Origin of the sequence: Streptomyces desertarenae (assembly GCF_042681365.1) — a bacterium.
In the GTDB taxonomy this organism is placed as follows: Bacteria; Actinomycetota; Actinomycetes; order Streptomycetales; family Streptomycetaceae; genus Streptomyces; species Streptomyces desertarenae.
Map to the genome: position 1 here is coordinate 143,678 of NZ_JBHUFU010000013.1, position 21,513 is coordinate 165,190.

The window sequence follows — 21,513 nt, forward strand, 5'->3', positions numbered from 1 at the left end:
ACGGTCGAATCCACCCTCTTCACCCCATCAGGGGACGGCGGGGAGCCCCGGCCCCCGTGAACGGCCCGTGCCCCCGCCCCCGGGGGTCCGGGGGCGGGGGCACGGGGACGGCGGGCGCCGGGCGGCCCGTCCGGGCGGGCGGGTCAGACGTCGATCCGGGAGCGGTCCAGCGTCGCCGCCGAGGTGGTGATGAACTCCTTGCGGGGGGCCACCTCGTTGCCCATCAGGAGGTCGAAGGTCCTCTCGGCGGCCTCCAGGTCGCTGATGTTGATGCGCCGCAGGGTGCGGTGGCGCGGGTCCATCGTCGTCTCCGCGAGCTGGTCGGCGTCCATCTCGCCCAGGCCCTTGTAGCGCTGGATGGAGTCCTTGTAGCGGATCCCCTTGCCCTGGAGCTCCAGCAGGGTCTGGCGCAGCTCGTTGTCGGAGTAGGTGTACAGGTACTTGCTCTGCCCCCGCTTGGGGTTGACCAGCTCGATCCGGTGCAGCGGCGGCACCGCCGAGAAGACGCGCCCCTGCTCGACCATCGGCCTCATGTAGCGCTGGAAGAGCGTCAGCAGCAGGCAGCGGATGTGCGCGCCGTCGACGTCGGCGTCGGCCAGGAAGATCACCTTGCCGTAGCGCGCCTGGTCGATGTCGAAGGTCCGGCCGGACCCGGCTCCTATGACCTGGATGATCGCACCGCACTCGGCGTTCTTCAGCATGTCCGAGACGGACGACTTCTGGACGTTGAGGATCTTGCCGCGGATCGGCAGCAGTGCCTGGAACTCAGAGTTCCGGGCGAGTTTGGCGGTGCCGAGGGCCGAGTCGCCCTCGACGATGAACAGCTCGCTGCGCTCCACGTCGTCGCTGCGGCAGTCGGCGAGCTTGGCCGGCAAGGAGGAGGACTCCAGGGCCGTCTTGCGGCGCTGCGCCTCCTTGTGCTGGCGGGCGGCGATGCGGGTGCGGGCCGCGGCGACGGCCTTCTCCAGCACCGCGCGGGCCTGCTGCTTGGCGTCCCGCTTGGTGGACGTCAGGAACGCCTTCAGCTCCCTGGAGACAACCTGGGCGACGATCCGGGAGGCCGCCGAGGTGCCCAGCACCTCCTTCGTCTGCCCCTCGAACTGCGGCTCCGCCAGCCGCACCGTCACGACCGCCGTCATGCCCTCCAGGGCGTCGTCCTTGACGATGTCGTCCTCGGCGACGCGCAGCAGCTTGGTGGAGCGCAGCACCTCGTTCACCGTCCGGGTCACCGCCCGCTCGAAACCGGCGACGTGGGTGCCGCCCTTGGGGGTGGCGATGATGTTGACGAACGACTTGACGGTGGTGTCGTAGCCCGTGCCCCAGCGCAGCGCGACGTCCACGCCCAGTTCGCGGGAGACCTCCGTGGGGATCATGTGGCCGCGCTCGTCCAGGACGGGGACCGTCTCCTTGAAGGTGCCCTGGCCCGTCAGCCGCAGCACGTCGCAGATCGGCCGGTCCTGGGCGAGGAACTCGCAGAACTCGCTGATCCCGCCGTCGTAGTGGAAGACCTCCTTCGCCGGCGGGGCGCCGTCGACGCCGCGCTCGTCGCGGACGACGATCGTCAGGCCGGGCACCAGGAAGGCCGTCTGGCGGGCGCGGGCGTGCAGGTTCTCCAGGGAGAGACGGGCGTCCTTGAGGAAGATCTGCCGGTCGGCCCAGTACCGCACCCGGGTGCCCGTCCGGGTCTTGGGGATCTTCTTTCCCTTGCGCAGACCGCTCGCCGGGTCGAAGGGGGCGTCGGGGCCGGACTCGGTGAAGATGCCGGGGACACCGCGCCGGAAGCTGATGGAGTGGGTGCGGCCGCCGCGGTCGACCTCGACGTCGAGGCGGGCGGACAGGGCGTTGACGACGGAGGCGCCCACGCCGTGCAGGCCGCCGGAGGCGGCGTACGACCCGCCTCCGAACTTTCCGCCGGCGTGCAGCTTGGTCATCACGACCTCGACGCCCGACAGGCCCGTCTTGGGCTCGACGTCGACGGGGATGCCGCGGCCGTTGTCCTGCACCTCGACCGAGCCGTCCTCGTGGAGGATCACCTCGATGTGGTCGCAGTGCCCTCCGAGCGCCTCGTCGACGGAGTTGTCGATGATCTCCCAGAGGCAGTGCATCAGGCCCCGGCTGTCGGTGGAGCCGATGTACATGCCGGGCCGCTTGCGCACCGCCTCCAGCCCTTCGAGGACGAGCAGGTGCCGCGCGGTGTAGTTGGAGCCGTCACGGTCCGCACCGGTGAGCAGGGCGGTGGACGGCATGGGGTTTCCCCTGCCGGAGGCCAGGGGAGTCTCGGCGGTCACGCGGTTCGCTCCTCGCTGAATTTCGCTGGGGATGGCTGTCTTGCGGGTCAGAGGGTACCGAGGCCTTGGAGAGGCCAGGTGAAGCCACCCAGGAGAAGGTCAATGCTAAACCAGAGCCGACCACGTGTTCGATAACTCGTGCGGGTGACGTGTACATCACGTTCCCTTCCGGGCATGAACCATCTAGGCTCCGGGCACGTCCTCAGGAACAAGACCGGGACGCCGGCCCCGGAGGAGACAACCGAACAGACCGCATGACGACGACAAAGATCAACACATCTCTGTAAACGGCTCATTCGCCGCCAGCCCGGCAACATGTCAGCCACCTCACAGAGAGATTTTCGAGGAAAAGCCACGAGCGGGAACGTTTTCGGCCTGGTTGGATGTTGACCCTGGTACGACAGCTCGTCGAGCTAGAGAAGAGGCGACGTGACTACTGTTCTGACCCCCGCGAGCCCGCTGACGGCCGCTGACCGGTGCGACCGCTGCGGCGCCCAGGCATACCTGCGTGTGGTGCTCGTCAGCGGTGGGGAACTGCTGTTCTGCGCCCACCACGGCCGCAAGTTCGAGCCGGAACTCAAGAAGATCGCCGCGGAGATACAGGACGAGACGGAGCGGCTCAACACCACTCCTGCGGCCACGGGCGACAGCGAGCGCTGACGGCCGGCCGCCGTCCCGGCGGCGACGCGTCCCACATCCGACTCCGACGAGCTCGGACCGGCCCAGGGCCGGACGCGACGGGCGGTCATCCCCATCACGGGGATGACCGCCCGTTCTCGTCGGCGCACCTGCCCCGGCGCGATGCGCCGCGGCACCCGCGCCGCTCCGGGCACGGGCCCCGCGGCGCCCTGTGCTCCTCCCGCGGGAGGAGCCGGTGCGGACTGCGGGCAGGAGGCGCCCCACCGGGCTCGGGACGCGGACGTGCGGCCGCCCCGGGCGGGCGGCGGTGCGGAGGGGACGGCGCGCGGAAGCCGGCACCCGGCCGCCCCCAACCCCAGGGTGGGCCATGGGAGCGGTTTCCGCATCCGGAGGCGCCGGTTCGCCCCGCGCACCGCACCCGTGTGCCGGAGGGCCCGGCCCCTGCAGGGGCCGGGCCCTCCGGCGCACGGACCGACCGCTCGGCCGGACCGTTGCCGTCAGTCCAGGTAGTCGCGCAGGACCTGGGAGCGGGAGGGGTGGCGCAGCTTCGACATGGTCTTGGACTCGATCTGGCGGATCCGCTCGCGGGTCACGCCGTAGACCTTGCCGATCTCGTCCAGGGTCTTGGGCTGGCCGTCGGTGAGTCCGAAGCGCATCGAGACCACGCCCGCCTCGCGCTCGCTGAGCGTGTCGAGCACGGAGTGGAGCTGCTCCTGCAGGAGCGTGAAGCTGACCGCGTCCGCCGGGACGACCGCCTCGGAGTCCTCGATCAGGTCACCGAACTCGCTGTCGCCGTCCTCGCCCAGCGGGGTGTGCAGGGAGATCGGCTCGCGGCCGTACTTCTGGACCTCGACGACCTTCTCCGGGGTCATGTCGAGTTCCTTGGCCAGCTCCTCCGGAGTGGGCTCGCGGCCCAGGTCCTGGAGCATCTGGCGCTGGACGCGCGCGAGCTTGTTGATCACCTCGACCATGTGCACCGGGATGCGGATGGTGCGGGCCTGGTCGGCCATGGCGCGGGTGATCGCCTGGCGGATCCACCAGGTGGCGTAGGTGGAGAACTTGTAGCCCTTGGTGTAGTCGAACTTCTCGACCGCGCGGATCAGGCCGAGGTTGCCCTCCTGGATCAGGTCCAGGAAAAGCATGCCGCGGCCGGTGTAGCGCTTGGCCAGGGAGACCACCAGACGGAGGTTGGCCTCCAGCAGGTGGTTCTTGGCGCGGCGGCCGTCCTCCGCGATGATCTCCAGCTCGCGCTTGAGCTTGGGGGCGATCTTGTCGCTGTTGGCGAGCTTGTCCTCGGCGAAGAGGCCGGCCTCGATGCGCTTGGCCAGCTCGACCTCCTGCTCGGCGTTGAGCAGGGGGACCTTGCCGATCTGCTTGAGGTAGTCCTTGACCGGGTCGGCGGTGGCGCCGGCGGCGGCGACCTGCTGGGCGGGAGCGTCGTCCTCGTCCTCGTCGGACAGGACGAAGCCCTCGTTCTCGACCTTGGGGTCGACGACCGGGTCCTCGACGGCCTTGCCCCCCTTGAGCGGGGGCTCCTCGATGAGCTCCTCCTCGCTCCCGATCAGCTCGTCGACCTCGCCCTTCTTGGCGGTGGTCTTCTTCGCGGCGGTCTTCTTGGCCACCGCCTTCTTGGCGGTGGTCTTCTTGGCGGCGGCCTTCTTGGCCACCGCCTTCCTGGCGGGCTTGGCCGCGGTCTCCTCGACGGCCCCCTCCGCCTCCTCGGACCGGGGCTCCGGCTCCGCCACGGCCTTCTTGGCAGTGGCCTTGCGGGCGGTGACCGTCCTGGTGGCGGTGCGCTTGGCCGGGGCCTTCGCCGCGACGCTCTTGCGGGTGCGCTTGGGCGCCTCCGCGGCGCTCACCACCAGCGTCACCCCCTCCTCGTCGAGGATCTGGTTGAGGCTGCGCAGGACGCTCTTCCACTGGGTCTGCGGGATCTGGTCAGCCTCGAAGGCCCGACGCACATCGTCGCCGGCGATCTGCCCCTCGGCCTTTCCCCGCTCAATGAGCGCCATCACAGACGCGGACTCGGCGATCTCCGCAGGGAGCGTACGGGATGTGCTGGCCGACACGAACAACCTCTCGGAACGATGGAAACGGCTTCGGCCCCGCCCGTGGCGGATCCGGGGCCTGCAAGCCCCGGCGGGGATGACCGGCGGCTCGGGCGGAGCGACGGGGAGAGTACAGCGCCGGGTACGGCGTCCGTATTCCCCTGTGGCTGCCACCTCTTGAGTCATCGCGCTGCCACGAGAAGCGTTACGCCCAATCGGAGTGTCCCGAGTCACAGGACAAAAGACATGTAAGCCCTCAAATGCCTCTTATTGCCCGACTGCGGGCCGACGCGGTGGGCTCGACAGGGAAACGCAGAGCCGCCCGGTGTCGGCCGGCGCCCGCCCGCGGCGGGCGGGCGCCGGCCGACACCGCGCGTGTCCGGCACCGGCCGTCAGTGCTCGCGCGGGGGAGGCACCACACGGTCGGGCGCGTCGGCCGCCGGGGAGGACGCAGCGGGCGCTCCCGCGGCGGACACGGCGGCCTCGGGGGAGACTGCCAGCATCTGGCGCACCGCGCTCTCGGCGGCGGCTCCCTCCCCGGCGGCCACCGCGTCGGCGATCCTGCGGTGGTGGGCCACGAGGGATTCGGTCGGGCGCTCGCAGCCGACCGCGGAGGCCCCGGAGACCTGGAGCGCGGCGGTGACGATCCCGGACAGGTGCTCCAGCATCCGGTTCCCGCCGGCCTGCAGGAGCAGGGCGTGGAACTCCGCGTCCGCCCGGGAGAAGGTCAGGGCGTCCCCCTGGGCGAGGGTGTGCCCCATGATCTCGACCATGTCGGAGAGGCGCTGGTGGACCTCGTCGTGGCCGTGGTCCGCCGCGAGCCGGGCGGCCAGGGGTTCGATGGACCAGCGCAGCTCGCACAGTTCGCGGCGCTGGTCCTCGCGCTGCGGGCCGAAGGCGCGCCATTCGATGATGTCGGGGTCGAGGAGGTTCCAGTCGCTGACCGGGCGGACCCTCGTACCGACGTTGGGGCGGGCACTGACCAGGCCTTTGGCCTCGAGGACCCGGAGCGACTCGCGGACGACGGTGCGGGAGACCTCGAAGCGCTGGCCGATCTCCTCGGGCACCAGGGGCCGGTCGGCGCCCAGATCCCCGGAGACGATCATCTGTCCGAGCTGCTGGACGAGCTGGCCGTGCAGTCCGCGCCCCCGGTTCCCGGCGGCGCGGCGCCCGGCCCGGGCCATGTCCGTCTCACCGCCCTCCCAGGCGGTGACGCTGGTGGCGCGGGCCGCGCCGGTCGACTCGGCATAGGCGTAACGGTCCGGCTCGCCCGGCCCCGCGAGGCCGGAGTCGGCGGAGCGAGCCGAGGTCATCATGGTGTGCGCAAGGGTAGTCACGCATCCTTTGTCGGCGGTGCCCCGGACGGCCTTGAGGGCTTTGCTGAAAAGCACACGAAAGGGTGATCGGCGACCTCCACGCAATTGACGCCTTATCGGAAGGAAGCGGTCTTCCGACCCGGTGCATGCGGTAGTTGGGACAGTGCCCTCGTGCCCCTGTGCGGAGGGGACGGCGGGCCGACCGGCGGACGCGGGCGCGCCCGGGGTTCCGCCTCCCCGGCGGCCTTTCCGGGCTTGCGGAGCGGGACGGGGAGCCTCCGTTCCCCCTGCCGCGGCGGCTCAGGCTTCCGGACGAAGCATCGGCGGATTCAGCAGTGTGGCGCCACCGGCCCGGAACAACTGTGCGGGACGGCCACCCTGGCGGGTGGTGGTGCCGCCGGTGGGCACCAGGAACCCCGGGGTGCCGGTGACCTTGCGGTGGAAGTTCCGGGGGTCGAGGACGACTCCCCACACCACCTCGTACACCCGTCGCAGCTCCCCCACCGTGAACTCCGGGGGGCAGAAGGCCGTGGCCAGTGAGGAGTACTCGATCTTCGAGCGGGCGCGCTCCACCCCGTCCGCGAGGATCCGGCCGTGGTCGAAGGCGAGCGGGGCGGGCCCTTCCTCCTCCCGGCCCGACCCGCCGTCTGCCGCCAGAAGGTCGTCCACCGGAGCCCAGCGCACGCTGTCCGCGTCACCGCCGGCCGTGGGGGTCGGCAGATCCGGGGCGAGGACCAGATAGGCGACGCTGACCACCCGCATCCGCGGGTCGCGCCGCGGATCGCCGTAGGTCGCGAGCTGCTCGAGGTGGGCCCCGGCGCACGGGTCGTCCGGCCCCTGCACCTGCAGGCCGGTCTCCTCGGTGAGTTCCCGGGCCGCCGCGGCCTCGAGGTCTTCGTCGACGCGCACGAAACCGCCTGGCAGCGCCCACTGCCCCTGGTACGGCGGCTCGCCCCGGCGTACGACCAGCGCGCACAGCGCGTGCCCGCGCACGGTGAGCACGACCAGGTCGACGGTGACGGCGAAGGGCGGAAAGGCCGACGGGTCGTAGGGCATGGCGTGATCATAGTCGTCTGCCTGACGATAAACAGGGTCTTCTCACTCCCGTCGGCTCGAGGCCACCGCGGCTCCGGAGCCGTGCGCGGCTCGCTGCCGGCGCAGGCACTCCCTGAGCGGCTCGGGATCGAGGCCGTTGTTGCACGCGCTGTGCAGCAGCCGCGCGAAGACGTACCCGGGATCGAGCTCCAGCGCTCGTCCCAGGGCCACACGTGCTCCCGGCTCGTCGCCGCCGGACCACGCGACCCATCCCGCCAGGGTGAGCGGTGCGGCGGCGTGCTCCGCGTAGGCACCGACGCAGCGCCGCGCCAGGGAGCGCCACAGCCTCAGCGCGGGCGCGGTGTCCGCTCCCTCCATCCACTCCGCGGCCCTGTCCCGGGTGCCCCTGTCCTGGAGCCCCAGGATCAGTGCGGCCGCCTCCTCGTGGGTGACGAGGGCGTCGTCCGCGGCGTCCGCCCGGGACGGGCCCCTCCGCGGCTCCGGTGGCGGGGCGGCCCGGTAGCGCTCGAGCAGCCGGTGGGCCAGCGCGAGGGTCTCCGCGCGCACCGTCTCGCGGTCGGTGCCGCCGAGCATCCGGGGCACCAGGGCCGCGGTCGCGAGGTCGAGGGCCTGTTCCTGCGGTCCGGCCACCGGCGGGCCGAGCGGCGCCAGCCTGGCCTCCATCTCCCTGAGCGAGCCCTCCACCCGCAGCCCGGCGTACGCGGCGGCGGCCGCCATGGCCGACGTCCCCGGCAGGCCGAGCGGGGTGCCCTCGGCGGGGCAGCACCGGGCGCCGGGGCAGCAGTAGGACCAGTACCTCCCGCCCGAGACGCACAGCGCCTCGTAGACGGGCATCTCCAGGGCGCCGCAGGCCGTGCGCAGCCGCTGGGCGAGCGGCCTGAGCCGCTCCATGACCCCGCGGCCGTCGCCGCCCTCCGCCGGTTCCCGGTACAGGAAGACCAGGACCCCGTCGGGACGGCCGACCCGTGCGGCGCTGCTGTCGCGCAGGCAGTCCGCGAGCTCCTCGGCGAGTTCGGGCCACCCTTCCGCGTCGGCGGGGATCCCCACCCGGAGCCGGCCGCCGAAGCGCCCTTCGGGCCCGTGGAGGCCGACCAGGACGATCGAGTCGTCGGGGTGGTAGCCGAGCAGGTACGGGAGCGAGTCGATCAGTTCGGCCGGGCCGCGCAGGGTGACCCTGGCGGCGGGCTGCTGCGGAGCGGGTTCGCTGTGCTGTGTCATGCCCCGACAGTGGACCGGGCGGGCGGGAGGCCGCGCGCGGTTGTCCACAGGCGGCGTCGACGATCATACGAGTCATACGACCGCCGGGTTCTCCACAGGCCCGTTCGCGCAGTGTCGGTGCGATCGGGTTGCATGGACGCATGAGCGAGGAGAATCTGCGCGCCGCGGCCGATGCCGTACTGTCCCGCCTCATCGGCGACGCCGGCGGCACGGCGCGGTTGCGCACCGACCAGTGGCGGGCCGTCGAGGCGCTGGTGGTGCAGCGGCGCCGGACGCTGGTGGTCCAGCGCACCGGATGGGGCAAGTCCGCGGTGTACTTCGTCGCGACCGCGCTGCTGCGCGAGCGCGGCAGCGGGCCGACCGTGATCGTCTCCCCGCTGCTGGCCCTGATGCGCAACCAGATCGAGGCCGCCGAGCGGGCCGGCATCCGCGCGCGCACGATCAACTCCGCCAACACCACGGAGTGGGAGGCGGTGCACGCCGAGGTCGCCGCGGGAGAGGTGGACGTCCTGCTGGTGAGCCCGGAGCGGCTCAACAACCCCGACTTCCGCGATCAGGTGCTGCCGGAACTGGCCGCCACGACCGGACTGCTGGTGGTCGACGAGGCCCACTGCATCTCCGACTGGGGCCACGACTTCCGGCCCGACTACCGGCGTCTGCGGACGATGCTCGCCGAACTCCCGGCTGGCGTCCCGGTGCTGGCCACCACCGCCACGGCCAACGCCCGGGTGACGGCCGACGTGGCCGAGCAGCTGGGCACCGGCGGCGACGCCCCGGACGCCCTCGTGCTGCGCGGTCCGCTGGACCGCGAGAGCCTCAGCCTGGGCGTGCTGCGCCTGCCGGACGCCGCGCACCGGCTGGCCTGGCTCGACGGCCACCTGCACGAACTGCCGGGCTCGGGGATCGTCTACACGCTGACGGTGGCGGCGGCCGAGGAGGTGGCGGCCTTCCTGCGGCAGCGCGGGCACGCGGTCACCGCCTACACCGGGCGGACCGAGAACGCCGACCGGGAGGCGGCCGAGGCCGACCTGCTCGGCAACCGGGTCAAGGCGCTGGTGGCCACCTCCGCGCTGGGCATGGGGTTCGACAAACCGGACCTGGGCTTCGTGGTCCACCTCGGCTCCCCCTCCTCCCCCATCGCCTACTACCAGCAGGTGGGCCGGGCCGGGCGCGGTGTGGAGCACGCGGAGGTGCTGCTGCTGCCCGGACCGGAGGACGAGGCCGATCTGGCGCTACTTCGCCTCCCTGGCCTTCCCCCCCGAGGAGCAGGTGCGCCGCACGCTGGAGGTGCTGGCCGCCTCCGACCGCCCCCTGTCCCTGCCGGCCCTGGAGCCCCTGGTGGAGCTGCGCCGGTCCCGGCTGGAGACGATGCTGAAGGTCCTCGACGTGGACGGGGCGGTGCGGCGGGTGCGCGGCGGGTGGGCCGCCACCGGCGCCCCGTGGACCTACGACCGCGAGCGGTACGCCTGGGTGGCGCGCCAGCGGGAGGCCGAGCAGCGGGCGATGAAGGAGTACGCCGCCACCACGGCGTGCCGGATGGAGTTCCTGAGGCGGCAGCTGGACGACGAGGAGGCGGCGCCCTGCGGCCGCTGCGACAACTGTGCCGGACCGCGGTTCGGCACGGAGGTGGATCCGGCGGCTCTGGAGGCCGCCCGGGGCGAACTGGGCCGTCCCGGAGTGGAGGTGGAGCCCCGCAGGATGTGGCCGACCGGGCTGCCCTCCGTCGGGCTGGACCTCAAGGGCCGCATCCCGCCGGGCGAGCAGGCCGCCCCGGGCCGGGCGCTTGGCCGGCTCTCGGACATCGGCTGGGGCAACCGGTTGCGCCCCCTGCTGGAGCAGGGGGCGCAGGACGGCCCGGTGCCGGACGACGTGGCCGATGCCGTCGTCACCGTGCTCGCCGACTGGGCGAAGGGGCCCGGCGGCTGGGCCTCGGGCGAGCAGGGGGCTCCCGCCCGTCCCGTGGGGGTGGTGACGGTCGCCTCCCGGACCAGGCCGCACCTGGTGCGGTCCCTGGGGGAACGGATCGCCGCAGTGGGCCGGATGCCCCTCCTGGGCACGGTGGAGTACTCCGGCGCGGCGGCGGACACCCGTGTTCCGCGCAGCAACAGCGCGCAGCGGCTGCGGGCACTGCACGGAGCGCTGTCCGTGCCGGATCCGCTGGCGGAGGCCGTCGCCGGCGGTGGACCGGTGCTGCTGGTCGACGACTTCACCGAGACCGGGTGGACCCTGGCGGTGGCCGCGCGGATGCTGCGCCGGGCCGGGGCCGGGGCGGTTCTGCCGCTGGTGCTGGCGGTACGGGGCTGAGTCCGGGCCGGCGGACAGCGGGACGCGTCCGGCGGGGGCGGGCCTCCGCCCCCGCCGGGCGGACGGCGGGACCGCCGGGGAAGGAAGCGGGAGGCGGAAGCGCGGGAGGTCCGGGGCGGCCCGAAGGGCGGAAGGGGCCGGCGGGACCACAGGGACCCCATTGCCACCGGCGCACCCGGGGACCGAGAATCGGTGTGACCGGGTGACCGCGGCGAACGAGGAGGGGGAGCCATGACCTTCGGCTTCGCCCCGCCGTCGCACTCCGAGGTCCCTCCCGGCCTCGGCCGCAGCCTCGAGCCCGCAGGGTGGGCGTCCTCCGGGATACCCCTGCTGCGCGGCCCGCGCGAGGTGGTGGTCGGCCTGCACGCCCGCCACCGGCCCGGTCCGGCCACCTCCGTCGTGGCGGTCCTCGGCCCGGACGACCGGATCGTCGCCAGCGCCTCGTTCGCCCGGCCCGCCGCCGGGTCCGACGGCTGGGAGTGCCGCAACGTCCTGCTGTCCCAGCTGCGCAGAATCGTTCCGCACGACCTGCGCCGGCGCAGGCCCGCGCGCACCGCCGTGCTGCTGACCTGCCGCGATGACTCCCCCGGCTGGACGGAGGAGGACGGCGCGTGGATGTGGGGACTGCGTGACGCCTGCACCCTGCACGGCCTGCGGTGCGGGGCGTACATCACCCTGACCCGCACCGGCTGGCAGGTGCTCGGTGAGGACCGCAGCGGCCGGCGTCCCCGTCTCGGCCCGACCGACCGGAGCGTGCGCGGGGACGCCGCTCCTCCGGTGTCCGGGGCACCGGGGCGCGCCGCGGTCCGCTGACCGGCTCGCCTCCCGTTCCTCCGCCGTCCCCGCACGATCGCGGCACGACGCTCCCCGGACCGCTCAGAGCAGACTGCGCAGCCGTTGCGGGTCGCCGCAGACGATCAGCCGCGTGCCCGTCCTGGCGAGGACCGCGGGCAGGGCGCGGGCGGCCTGCTCGTCCGTGCCCCCGTTGACGGCGAGCACGACGACCGGGCGGGTGGCGACGCGGTCCGCGGCCTCCGCGTGGGCGTAGAAGACATCCCCGCCGTCGGCCTGCTGGCCCCAGTAGGCGTCCTCCCCGAAGGAGAGTTCGTGCTGGGCCCACGGGTGCAGTTCACCGGTGGTGAACACCAGGACGTCCGCAGGCGGGCAGCCCTCGTCGAGCAGCCCGTCGACCGTGTCGTCGGCCGTCTCGACGGCGGTCGCGTCGGTCGCCGTGACGAGCTGGATCCGCGGTGCGCTCCGGGCGGCCTCCTCGGAGGCCGCCTGCGCCTGGACGGCGGAAGCGGGGCGCGGGGACGACGCGGCGCGCGCCGGCGCGGTCCTGCCCGGCACGGAGCGGGGGCCGGGACGGGGACCGGGCCGAGGACCGGGAACGGGGACGGAGGGGCGGGACCCCTGCGCAGACCGGGTGGTGCCCGCGGAGGCGCGGGGGCCGGGAACGTTGGGGTGGATCTTGGGCTCCTCGGAGCTGTGCGGCATGGGCTGATGTCTATCAAACGTCCGCGCCGAACTCGTCGGCGGGTTCGGAAAAAGATTCGGTTTCGGCTCAGAAGAGGCCGATCTGCTCCGCCGCCCCGGGCCGTGCCCGTTTCATGTGCCGCCAGCGCGGGAGCGTGTCCAGGTAGGACCAGGACAGCCGGTGGTGGGGTGTCGGCCCCAGCTCCGCGAGCGCGGCGCGGTGCACGGGCGAGGGGTAGCCGGCGTTCCGGTCGAACCCGAAGGCGGCGTGCTCGGCCGCCAGACGCGCCATGAGGGCGTCCCGGTGCACCTTGGCGATCACGGAGGCGGCGGCCACCGCGACGCAGCTCTGGTCCCCCTTGACCACCGTCCGGACCGTCCAGGGCGGCCCCAGGTAGTCGTGCCTGCCGTCGAGGATGACGGCGTCGGGCCGCACCGGCAACCCCTCCAGGGCGCGTACGGCGGCGAGCCGGAGCGCCGCCGTCATGCCCAACTCGTCGATCTCCAGGGGGGAGGCGTGCCCCAGGGCGTGGGCGGTGACCCACCCGGTGAGCGCCTCGGCGAGTTCGGTCCGGCGCGCGGGGGCGATGAGCTTGGAGTCCGTGAGCCCCTCGGGCGGACGGCGCAGCCCGGTGACCGCCGCGCAGACGGTGACGGGCCCGGCCCAGGCGCCGCGGCCGACCTCGTCGACCCCGGCGACCACCTTCGCTCCGGTGGTGGCCCGCAGTGAACGTTCGACGCGGTGGGTTGGAGGCTCGTACGGCATGGCGTCAGCCAGGGTACGCCTCCGGTCCCCGGGCACGCTCCCCGGGCCGCGGCGGGGTCCTCGGCGCACCGGCGGGTGCGGGCGCGCCCTTCCGACGCGCGGGACGGAGCGGGCCGGTCCGGCGCATCGCGGAGGCTCCGCCCCGGACGGGCGCTCGGGGAACGGGGTGCCTGCGGCGCCCCCTCACCCGGCTCCCCACCGGGCGGGGCGGCCGCGGATCTCGGCAGGCCCGTACCCCTCACCGGACTCCCCCATGTAGGGGCCCGCATAGGACTCGGGGGTGCACCAGCGCTCGAAGGGGCGGTCCAGGTGGTAGCGCCCGTTCGCCCCCAGCAGCAGGATCCGCATCTCCCCGTTGCCGGGGTTGGAGAGCGACTCGAACTCCGCGACCGTCCAGTGCAGCCACCGCATGCAGAACAGCCGCATGGTCAGCCCGTGCGTCACCAGCAGCACGTTCGGCGGGTGGTCGGGCGACTCGAAGCTGCGCCACAGGCTCTCCAGGAAGGCCCCGACCCGGTCGTAGACGTCCGCCCCCGACTCGCCCTGCGCGAAGCGGTAGAAGAAGTGCCCGTACGCGTCCCGCGCCGCCTTCTGGCGCCGCACCTCCTCACGGTCCTGCCAGTTGCCCCAGTCCTGCTCGCGCAGCCTGGGCTCCTCGCGCATCCGCACCCGCGTCGGGTCCAGACGCAGCGCCCGGAAGGTCTGGTGGGTGCGGCGGTACGGCGAGACATAGGCCGAGACGCGCTCGTCCCCGAAGAGCTTCCGCAGCCGCTCCCCCGCCGCCTCCGCCTGCCGGAACCCGCGCTCGGTCAGGCTCAGGGCGTGGTCGGGGATGCGCTCGTAGACCGAGTCGTCGACATTCCCCTCCGACTCGCCGTGCCGGACCAGGACGATGCGCCGGGGTTGTGCCATGCGTCCAGCCTAGGCGCGCACCGCCTCCGCGGCCCAATCGCGGACCCGGCCCGCCTCCCCGGTCGCGGGGCGGGGCGGAGGGGGAGGCGGTACGGCGACGGAGGCGGTGTCCGGGCCGCTCAGACGGTCCAGGCGGGTTCGAGGTCGATCACGTCACCGCCCACCGCCGTGACGTCGGCTCCGAGCTGGGCCCGCAGCGCGAGCCGCTCGATGCGCTCCGTGCGGTACTTGCCGTGCTCGGCCGCCGAGTCCCACATGGACAGCACCAGGAACTCGTCCTCGGACTGCGCCTGGGCGAAGACGCCGCGCAGCATCCCGGGCGACCCCGCCATGGCCGGGTTCCACACCTTCTCCTGCATCAGGGTGTAGTGCTCGATGCGCTCCCTGCGGACCTTGCAGTGGGCCACCCGCAGCAGGTCCGCGTCCGCGAACCGCGGCTCGAAGCCCACCTTCACGTCGAAGCGGTACTCGAACAGCCGGGTCTGGGCGTCCTTGTAGGTGCCGTTCTGGGTGGCCGCCAGCCGGTCGTGGGAGCGCGCCATGAACGAGTCGTAGAAGGCCCGGCTCTCCCAGAAGCCGAAGAGGTGCGCCACGCCCGGACGGGACCGGCTCCAGCCACCCCCCTGGGCGCGGAAACCGGGCTCGCCGAGCAGGCCCGCCCACTTCCGCTGACCCCTCTCGAAGCCCCGGCGGTCGACCACCGCGCACCGCATCCACTTGACCAGCACCGCGCCATCGTACGGCCATATGGGCGGCCGATCGCATGACTCGTCACGGCCGGGGGTCGACGGGGGCGAGGGGCCCGACCCTCTGTTCGACCACCGCCGCGGCGGCCAGGCACCGATCCTCCCGGAACGCCTGCCCGACGATCTGCACGCCCTGCGGTAGGCCGTCCCGCACCCCCACGGGAACGGCCACGGCCGGGACCCCGGCGAAACTGGTGACGGTGCACAGCCGCATCGCCTCGGTGACCGTCCGGTGCCCCTCCTCGTCCCGGGACTCCAGTCCGGGCTCCACCGGCGGCACGGTGAAGACCGGGCCGAGCAGCAGCGGACGCTCGGCGAGGAAGGCGGCCCAGGCCCGGCGGACGGTCAGCCGCACACCGGCCAGCCTCAGGTACTCCGGCAGCCCCACCGGCGCGGTGCGCGCCATCGACATCCCGATGTAGCGGTCCCCGCCCTCGCCGAGGACCCGTCTGACCGCGGGCCAGGCCACCCCGAACTCGGTCATGATCATCCGGCCGTACGCCTCCAGCGCCTCGTCGTGCAGCGGAACGTCCGGCACCTCCTGTACGTCGTACCCGGCGTCCGACAGGTACGCGGCCGCGGTGTCCACCGCTTGCCGCGCCGGGGTCTCCCCGGGGGCGTGCAGCGCTGCTTCCGCACCACGGGGGAGGTGCTCGTCCTCGCCCCGGCCCACGGGGGAGAGCAGATCGCCGAGCGCGCCCGGGCCCGGCTCGCCTCCTCCCCCGCGCAGTCCGCGCGGACCGCCCTGGGCCACACCTTCACCGAGGTGGCGCTGCTCTCGGACGAGCGGCGCGCGGAAGCCCGGGGCCGGCTCGCGTTCGTCGCACAGGCGGTCGTGACCCCCGCGCCGGCGGCGGCCGCGCGCGACGCCTACGCCGGGCTGCGCGCCGGTCGCCGCGCGGGCCCGCGGGACCGTCCGCGCCGCCCGGTCCGCCCGCGCAAATCGGACGCGGCGTCAGGAAGGCGGTCCACCAGGGATTTTCACCCCGTGGGGAGACCGGGCGTGGCACCATGGACACACAGCGTCGAGTCCCGGCCGGTGAGCCGCCCGCGCGGCGGGGCTCTCCACGACCGCTCAGTTCCGAGGAAGGGGAGCCTGGTGAGCAGTCTCAGCAAGGGAGTCGAGAAGGTCCGGATATCGCTCAGGTGGGATCCCAGCCCCTCCGGCGCGCCGTCCCACGACCTCGACATCATCGCCGCGGTCTACTCCGCGGACGACCCGCGCGGCGAACCGGCCCACCTGGTGCACTTCGACAGGCGCTCCGCCGACGGCACCATCACCCTCAACAGGGACAGCAGGACGGGGCAGGGCTTCGGCGACGACGAGGTCATGACCGTCGAACTCCACCGGATGGCGCCCTCCTACGTCCGCGTCGTGGTGGGTGTGGCCATCCAGCAGAGCGCCGGGCGCAGGACGTTCGGCGACATAACCGGCACCGGCCTGCGGATCGCCGAGGGGTACGACGAGCTGGCCCGGCACGACTTCTCGGCGGTCTCCGGCGCGACGGCCGCCACCGTCGCGGAGTTCACCCGGAACGGCTCGGGGGTCTGGGAGTTCCGCGAGGACGTCCGCGGGTTCGACGCCGACCCCGACTCCTTCGCCCGTCTGATGGGCGCGGCCCCGGCCTGACCGCCGTCCGCCCCGGGCGGCGGGCGTCCCCGGTGCGGATCGTCCGCGGGCCTCCGCCCGTGCCCGCGGTCCGCCCGGGAAGCACCCGGCCGACTCCTTCGGGCCGGCGCGGCCGCGGCCCGAAGGACGGCGACGGGGGCGCCGACCGGTGGTCGGCGCCCCCGTCGGGGCCGTGCTCGGCGTTCCGGCGGACCCGGCCGGGGCCCTCTGGCGAGGGCCCCGGCCGGGTCCGCCTCCGTTCCTCAGCTGCAGCCGCTGGTGGAGCCGCAGCCCTCACACAGGTAGCAGCTGCCCGCGCGGCGCATCTTGGTTCCGCAGGAGAAGCACAGCGGGGCGTCGGCGTTGAGGCCCAGCTGCATCTCCACCAGCTCGGTGGAGCTGTGCGCCTCCTTCGGGGCCGGGACCGGGGCCTGCGGCTCGGAGGGGCGGTCCACCGCCTTGGGCGGCTCCACCTGGCGCGGAGCCGACTGGGCGAGGGCCTCGACGTCCATCTCGTCGTCGGTGGGCTCGTAGGAACCGGTCTCCAGGTGGCGCTGGCGCTCCTCGGCGGAGTGGATGCCGAGGGCCGAACGGGTCTCGAACGGCAGGAAGTCCAGCGCCAGGCGGCGGAAGATGTAGTCGACGATCGACTGCGCCATCCGCACGTCCGGGTCGTCCGTCATGCCGGCCGGCTCGAAGCGCATGTTGGTGAACTTCGAGACGTAGGTCTCCAGCGGCACGCCGTACTGCAGGCCCACGGAGACGGCGATGGAGAAGGCGTCCATCATGCCCGCGAGGGTGGAGCCCTGCTTGGACATCTTCAGGAAGACCTCGCCCAGGCCGTCGTCCGGGTAGGAGTTGGCGGTCATGTAGCCCTCGGCGCCGCCGACGGTGAAGGAGGTGGTGATGCCGGGCCGGCCCTTGGGCAGGCGCCTGCGCACCGGGCGGTACTCGACGACCTTCTCGGGCTCGGCCTTCTGCGCGGCCCCCTTGTCCTCCTTCTTCTTGGCGGAGAGCGGCTGGCCGACCTTGCAGTTGTCGCGGTAGATCGCCAGTGCCTTCAGGCCGAGCTTCCAGCCCTGGAAGTAGATCTCCTCGACCTCCTCGACCGTGGCCGTCTCCGGCATGTTCACGGTCTTGGAGATGGCACCGGAGAGGAACGGCTGGGCGGCGGCCATCATCCGCACGTGCCCCATCGGGGAGATGGAGCGCTCGCCCATGGCGCAGTCGAAGACCTCGTAGTGCTCGGGCCTCAGGCCCGGCGCGTCGATGACGTTGCCGTGCTCGGCGATGTGCTCGACGATCGCCTCGACCTGCTCGGGCTGGTAGCCCAGGCGCTTGAGCGCCTTCGGCACGGTGTTGTTGACGATCTGCATCGACCCGCCGCCGACCAGCTTCTTGAACTTGACCAGGGCCAGGTCGGGCTCGATGCCGGTGGTGTCGCAGTCCATCATCAGGCCGATGGTGCCGGTGGGGGCGAGCACGGACGCCTGGGCGTTGCGGAACCCGTTCTTCTTGCCCAGTCGCAGCACGTCCTGCCAGGCCTCGGTGGCCGCGGCCCACACCGGGGTGTCCAGGTCGTCCATGCGCTTGGCCTCGGCGTTGGCGTCGGCGTGCTGCCGCATGACGCGCTGGTGGGCCTCGGCGTTGCGGGCGTAACCCTCGTACGGGCCGACGACGGCCGCCAGCTCGGCGGAGCGGCGGTAGGACGTGCCGGTCATCAGGGAGGTGATCGCGCCGGCCAGCGCGCGGCCGCCGTCGGAGTCGTAGGCGTGGCCGGTCGCCATCAGCAGGGCGCCGAGGTTGGCGTAGCCGATGCCCAGCTGGCGGAAGGCGCGGGTGGTCTCGCCGATCTTCTCGGTGGGGAAGTCGGCGAAGCAGATGGAGATGTCCATCGCCGTGATGACCAGCTCGACGACCTTGGCGAAGCGCTCGGCGTCGAAGGACTGGTTGCCCGCGTCGTCGTCGCGCAGGAACTTCATCAGGTTCAGCGAGGCCAGGTTGCACGAGGAGTTGTCCAGGTGCATGTACTCGCTGCACGGGTTGGAGGCGGTGATGCGGCCCGACTCCGGCGAGGTGTGCCAGTGGTTGATGGTGTCGTCGTACTGGATGCCGGGGTCGGCACAGGCCCAGGCGGCCTCGGCCATCTTGCGGAACAGGGCCTTGGCCTCGACCTCCTCGATGACCTCTCCGGTCATCCGGGCGCGCAGGCCGAACTTCTCGTCCGCCTCGACGGCCTTCATGAAGGCGTCGTTGACGCGGACGGAGTTGTTGGCGTTCTGGTACTGGACGGACGTGATGTCGTCGCCGCCCAGGTCCATGTCGAAGCCCGCGTCGCGCAGGGCGCGGATCTTCTCCTCCTCCTTGACCTTCGTCTCGATGAACGCCTCGACGTCGGGGTGGTCGACGTCGAGCACGACCATCTTGGCCGCGCGGCGGGTGGCGCCGCCGGACTTGATCGTCCCGGCGGAGGCGTCGGCGCCGCGCATGAAGGAGACCGGGCCCGAAGCGTTGCCGCCGGAGGAGAGCAGCTCCTTGGAGGAGCGGATCCGCGAGAGGTTCAGCCCCGCGCCGGAGCCGCCCTTGAAGATCATCCCCTCTTCCTTGTACCAGTCGAGGATCGACTCCATGGAGTCGTCGACGGAGAGGATGAAGCAGGCCGAGACCTGCTGGGGCTGCGCGGTGCCGACGTTGAACCACACCGGGGAGTTGAACGAGAACACCTGGTGCAGCACGGCGTAGGCCAGCTCGTGCTCGAAGATCTCGGCGTCGGCCGGGGAGGCGAAGTAGCCGTGGCGTTCACCTGCGGCACGGTAGGTCTTCACCACCCGGTCGATCAGCTGCTTGAGGCTGTGCTCGCGCTGGGGCGTGCCGACGGCGCCGCGGAAGTACTTGCTGGTGACGATGTTGACCGCGTTCACCGACCAGAAGTCGGGGAACTCCACGCCGCGCTGCTCGAAGTTGACCGAGCCGTCGCGCCAGTTGGTCATGACGACGTCACGGCGCTCCCAGACCACCTCGTCGTACGGGTGCACACCCGGGGTGGTGTGGATGCGCTCGATCCGCAGACCCTTGCCGGCCTTGCTCCGGGACCTGGAGCCTCGCGCCGGATCGCTCGTCGTCTCTGTCATTCCGCCTCCCTGTACAGGCATAACGCCCTGACACGCCCGGAGCTTCCCGGACGCGTGTTCCGTATCGATGGCCGGAGCGCAAGCGCGTTCCGGTCGGACCGTGTGTGCCGCTCAGTCCCTGGCGGCCGACGGCGCGGGGAGGGGGGCGGGGCCTCCGTCGCCCCCGCCGTCTCCCGCGCCGCTCCTCGCCCCGGGGCCTCTGCGGCCTCCGGAGCCACTGCCGTCACCGGCGCCGCCGTGTTCCGCGGCGGCTCTTCCCGGCTCTCCGCCGCTCCCCGCTCCGCCGCCCCCGGACTCCTCGGCGCGGCCGCCGGGCGCGGCGGGGTCCTCCCCGCGCAGCTCGGCGATCGCGGCCTCGAAGTCCTCCAGGGAGTCGAACGCCTGGTAGACGGAGGCGAAGCGCAGGTAGGCCACGAGATCGAGCTCGCGCAGCGGCCCGAGTATGGCCAGGCCGACGTCGTGCGTGGACAGCTCGGCGCTTCCGGTGGCGCGGACCGCCTCCTCGACGCGCTGGCCGAGCTGGGCGAGCGCGTCCTCGGTGACGGGGCGCCCCTGGCAGGCCTTGCGCACCCCGGCGATCACCTTGTCCCGGCTGAAGGGCTCGGTGACTCCGCTCCGCTTGATGACCGTCAGTGACGCGTTCTCCACCGTGGTGAAGCGGCGGGAGCAGTGCGGGCACTGGCGGCGCCTGCGGATCGCGGTTCCGTCGTCGGTGGTGCGACTGTCGACGACGCGGCTGTCAGGGTGCCGGCAGAAGGGGCAGTGCATCGCTTCCCACCCTCCTCACACCCTCGATGGCGCAGCACAACGCAGTACGAACAAGACTCCGAGTGCCCCTCCCGGGGCGCCCGAAGCGGCCTCCAGCATAGGTGATGCCCGCCGCCCCTCAGGAACGGGGGACCACAACTTCTGGGTGGCTGCCGACCATCTAACCACTACATCTGGTGGCCGGTTGACGAACACGCCGGGTGCGCCGGAATCACCGGGGCGGCAAACGTACGAGAGGGTACCGTAGGGATCGGCGGTGGTTTTCGGACCCATACAACGGTCACATCGATCACGTCAGCTAATTCGCGAAATTTCACTCGAACGTGTGTTTGGCGCAACCTTTCGAAAGCACCTACCGTTGTCCAGCCAGGGAGAACCGCTTGAGAGGGGCCGACGTGACCACCACCGCAGAGAGCACCGCCGTCGCCGCACGGGACCGTTCCCAGGGCCGGACCGATCATGTGCACGGAGCAAGCACCCCCCCGGGCCAGCCCGGCGGGACGGGCGCCGCGGAAGCGTCCAGGCCCTCCCGCTCGCTCCCCGGCCGCCCACCGGGCATCCGGGCCGACAGCTCCGGGCTGACGGACCGCCAACGCCGGGTCATCGAGGTCATCCGCGACTCGGTGCAGCGCCGTGGTTACCCGCCGTCCATGCGGGAGATCGGCCAGGCTGTCGGCCTGTCCTCCACCTCCTCCGTGGCCCACCAGCTGATGGCCCTGGAGCGCAAGGGGTTCCTGAGGCGCGACCCGCACCGCCCCCGCGCCTACGAGGTGCGCGCCGCCGACGCCCCCACCAGCCAGACCACCGACACCACCGGCAAGCCCGCCGCCTCCTACGTCCCCCTGGTCGGCCGGATCGCCGCCGGCGGCCCGATCCTGGCCGAGGAGTCCGTGGAGGACGTCTTCCCCCTGCCCCGTCAGCTCGTCGGTGACGGCGAACTGTTCGTCCTCAAGGTCGTGGGCGACTCCATGGTCGAGGCGGCCATCTGCGACGGCGACTGGGTCACGGTGCGCCGCCAGCCCGTCGCGGAGAACGGCGACATCGTCGCCGCCATGCTGGACGGCGAGGCGACCGTCAAGCGCTTCAAGCGCGAGGACGGGCATGTGTGGCTGCTGCCCCACAACTCCGCCTACCAGCCGATCCCCGGCGACGAGGCCACCATCCTCGGCAAGGTCGTGGCGGTGCTGCGCCGCGTCTGAGGCGGCCGACGAAGACCGGCCCCGGGACCACTGCGCC

General features: G+C 72.7%; 16 protein-coding genes and 1 pseudogene. 5 read left to right on the forward strand and 12 right to left on the reverse strand.

The features are described from left to right. Positions 1 to 143 precede the first annotated feature (143 nt). Entirely contained in the window at positions 144 to 2,246 is a 2,103-nt protein-coding gene (locus tag ACFSJS_RS21390; RefSeq protein WP_380902891.1) for a DNA gyrase/topoisomerase IV subunit B, read from the reverse strand. Between the two features lie 471 nt (positions 2,247 to 2,717). Here ACFSJS_RS21390 and ACFSJS_RS21395 point away from each other — a divergent pair, with 471 nt between their 5' ends. Next, entirely contained in the window at positions 2,718 to 2,948 is a 231-nt protein-coding gene (locus ACFSJS_RS21395) for a DUF7455 domain-containing protein (RefSeq protein ID WP_380902836.1), read from the forward strand. A gap of 476 nt (positions 2,949 to 3,424) precedes the next feature. On the opposite strand, the gene ACFSJS_RS21400 is transcribed toward ACFSJS_RS21395, so the two are convergent. The 4 genes from ACFSJS_RS21400 to ACFSJS_RS21415 form a co-directional block, all read right to left on the reverse strand. After that, the gene (locus tag ACFSJS_RS21400) at positions 3,425 to 4,996 is read right to left on the reverse strand and encodes an RNA polymerase sigma factor (protein ID WP_380902838.1); all 1,572 of its coding nucleotides are present in this window, start codon (positions 4,994 to 4,996) and stop codon (positions 3,425 to 3,427) included. 371 nt (positions 4,997 to 5,367) lie between these two features. After that, complete coding sequence (locus tag ACFSJS_RS21405) at positions 5,368 to 6,366, reverse strand: FadR/GntR family transcriptional regulator (RefSeq protein ID WP_380902840.1); 999 nt, start codon at positions 6,364 to 6,366, stop codon at positions 5,368 to 5,370. A 225-nt stretch (positions 6,367 to 6,591) separates the two neighbouring features. Next, the gene (locus ACFSJS_RS21410) at positions 6,592 to 7,347 is read right to left on the reverse strand and encodes an NUDIX hydrolase (protein ID WP_380902842.1); all 756 of its coding nucleotides are present in this window, start codon (positions 7,345 to 7,347) and stop codon (positions 6,592 to 6,594) included. A 42-nt stretch (positions 7,348 to 7,389) separates the two neighbouring features. After that, on the reverse strand, positions 7,390 to 8,565 hold the full coding sequence (locus ACFSJS_RS21415; protein WP_380902844.1) for a DUF4192 domain-containing protein: 1,176 nt from the start codon (positions 8,563 to 8,565) through the stop codon (positions 7,390 to 7,392). Positions 8,566 to 8,705: 140 nt separating this feature from the next. On the opposite strand from ACFSJS_RS21415, the pseudogene ACFSJS_RS21420 reads away from it, so the two are divergent. Beyond that, a pseudogene (locus ACFSJS_RS21420) lies at positions 8,706 to 10,869 on the forward strand (RecQ family ATP-dependent DNA helicase). A 231-nt stretch (positions 10,870 to 11,100) separates the two neighbouring features. Further along, entirely contained in the window at positions 11,101 to 11,682 is a 582-nt protein-coding gene (locus tag ACFSJS_RS21425; protein WP_380902846.1) for a hypothetical protein, read from the forward strand. A 63-nt stretch (positions 11,683 to 11,745) separates the two neighbouring features. Here ACFSJS_RS21425 and ACFSJS_RS21430 read toward each other — a convergent pair whose 3' ends face one another. The 5 genes from ACFSJS_RS21430 to ACFSJS_RS21450 form a co-directional block, all read right to left on the reverse strand. Further along, a complete protein-coding gene (locus ACFSJS_RS21430) occupies positions 11,746 to 12,366 on the reverse strand; it encodes a hypothetical protein (protein WP_380902848.1) in 621 nt (206 codons plus the stop codon). 67 nt (positions 12,367 to 12,433) lie between these two features. Continuing rightward, positions 12,434 to 13,111, reverse strand: coding sequence for a ribonuclease HII (locus tag ACFSJS_RS21435; RefSeq protein ID WP_380902850.1), 678 nt, complete (start codon positions 13,109 to 13,111; stop codon positions 12,434 to 12,436). A gap of 183 nt (positions 13,112 to 13,294) precedes the next feature. Further along, positions 13,295 to 14,023, reverse strand: a complete 729-nt coding sequence (locus ACFSJS_RS21440; protein ID WP_380902852.1) for a histidine phosphatase family protein — start codon at positions 14,021 to 14,023, stop codon at positions 13,295 to 13,297. Positions 14,024 to 14,142: 119 nt separating this feature from the next. Then, positions 14,143 to 14,751, reverse strand: a complete 609-nt coding sequence (locus ACFSJS_RS21445) for a YdbC family protein (protein ID WP_380902854.1) — start codon at positions 14,749 to 14,751, stop codon at positions 14,143 to 14,145. 43 nt (positions 14,752 to 14,794) lie between these two features. Next, on the reverse strand, positions 14,795 to 15,523 hold the full coding sequence (locus ACFSJS_RS21450) for an amidase family protein (RefSeq protein WP_380902856.1): 729 nt from the start codon (positions 15,521 to 15,523) through the stop codon (positions 14,795 to 14,797). A gap of 345 nt (positions 15,524 to 15,868) precedes the next feature. Here ACFSJS_RS21450 and ACFSJS_RS21455 point away from each other — a divergent pair, with 345 nt between their 5' ends. Continuing rightward, a complete protein-coding gene (locus ACFSJS_RS21455) occupies positions 15,869 to 16,399 on the forward strand; it encodes a TerD family protein (protein ID WP_380902858.1) in 531 nt (176 codons plus the stop codon). Between the two features lie 242 nt (positions 16,400 to 16,641). Here the strand turns inward: ACFSJS_RS21455 and ACFSJS_RS21460 are convergent, their stop codons facing one another. Both ACFSJS_RS21460 and nrdR read right to left on the reverse strand, forming a co-directional pair. Then, complete coding sequence (locus ACFSJS_RS21460) at positions 16,642 to 19,509, reverse strand: vitamin B12-dependent ribonucleotide reductase (protein ID WP_380902860.1); 2,868 nt, start codon at positions 19,507 to 19,509, stop codon at positions 16,642 to 16,644. Between the two features lie 111 nt (positions 19,510 to 19,620). Beyond that, on the reverse strand, positions 19,621 to 20,277 hold the full coding sequence (nrdR, locus tag ACFSJS_RS21465; protein ID WP_380902862.1) for a transcriptional regulator NrdR: 657 nt from the start codon (positions 20,275 to 20,277) through the stop codon (positions 19,621 to 19,623). A gap of 395 nt (positions 20,278 to 20,672) precedes the next feature. Here nrdR and lexA point away from each other — a divergent pair, with 395 nt between their 5' ends. After that, the gene (gene lexA / locus ACFSJS_RS21470; RefSeq protein WP_380902864.1) at positions 20,673 to 21,476 is read left to right on the forward strand and encodes a transcriptional repressor LexA; all 804 of its coding nucleotides are present in this window, start codon (positions 20,673 to 20,675) and stop codon (positions 21,474 to 21,476) included. Positions 21,477 to 21,513 lie beyond the last annotated feature (37 nt).

Excerpts from the sequence above, each read along its gene's own strand:
- ACFSJS_RS21390 (WP_380902891.1), bottom strand. The coding sequence starts at position 2,246 with ATGCCGTCCACCGCCCTGCTCACCGGTGCGGACCGTGACGGCTCCAAC.
- ACFSJS_RS21410 (WP_380902842.1), bottom strand. The coding sequence starts at position 7,347 with ATGCCCTACGACCCGTCGGCCTTTCCGCCCTTCGCCGTCACCGTCGAC.
- ACFSJS_RS21415 (WP_380902844.1), bottom strand. The coding sequence starts at position 8,565 with ATGACACAGCACAGCGAACCCGCTCCGCAGCAGCCCGCCGCCAGGGTC.
- ACFSJS_RS21425 (WP_380902846.1), top strand. The coding sequence starts at position 11,101 with ATGACCTTCGGCTTCGCCCCGCCGTCGCACTCCGAGGTCCCTCCCGGC.
- ACFSJS_RS21430 (WP_380902848.1), bottom strand. The coding sequence starts at position 12,366 with ATGCCGCACAGCTCCGAGGAGCCCAAGATCCACCCCAACGTTCCCGGC.
- ACFSJS_RS21435 (WP_380902850.1), bottom strand. The coding sequence starts at position 13,111 with ATGCCGTACGAGCCTCCAACCCACCGCGTCGAACGTTCACTGCGGGCC.
- ACFSJS_RS21440 (WP_380902852.1), bottom strand. The coding sequence starts at position 14,023 with ATGGCACAACCCCGGCGCATCGTCCTGGTCCGGCACGGCGAGTCGGAG.
- ACFSJS_RS21460 (WP_380902860.1), bottom strand. The coding sequence starts at position 19,509 with ATGACAGAGACGACGAGCGATCCGGCGCGAGGCTCCAGGTCCCGGAGC.
- nrdR (WP_380902862.1), bottom strand. The coding sequence starts at position 20,277 with ATGCACTGCCCCTTCTGCCGGCACCCTGACAGCCGCGTCGTCGACAGT.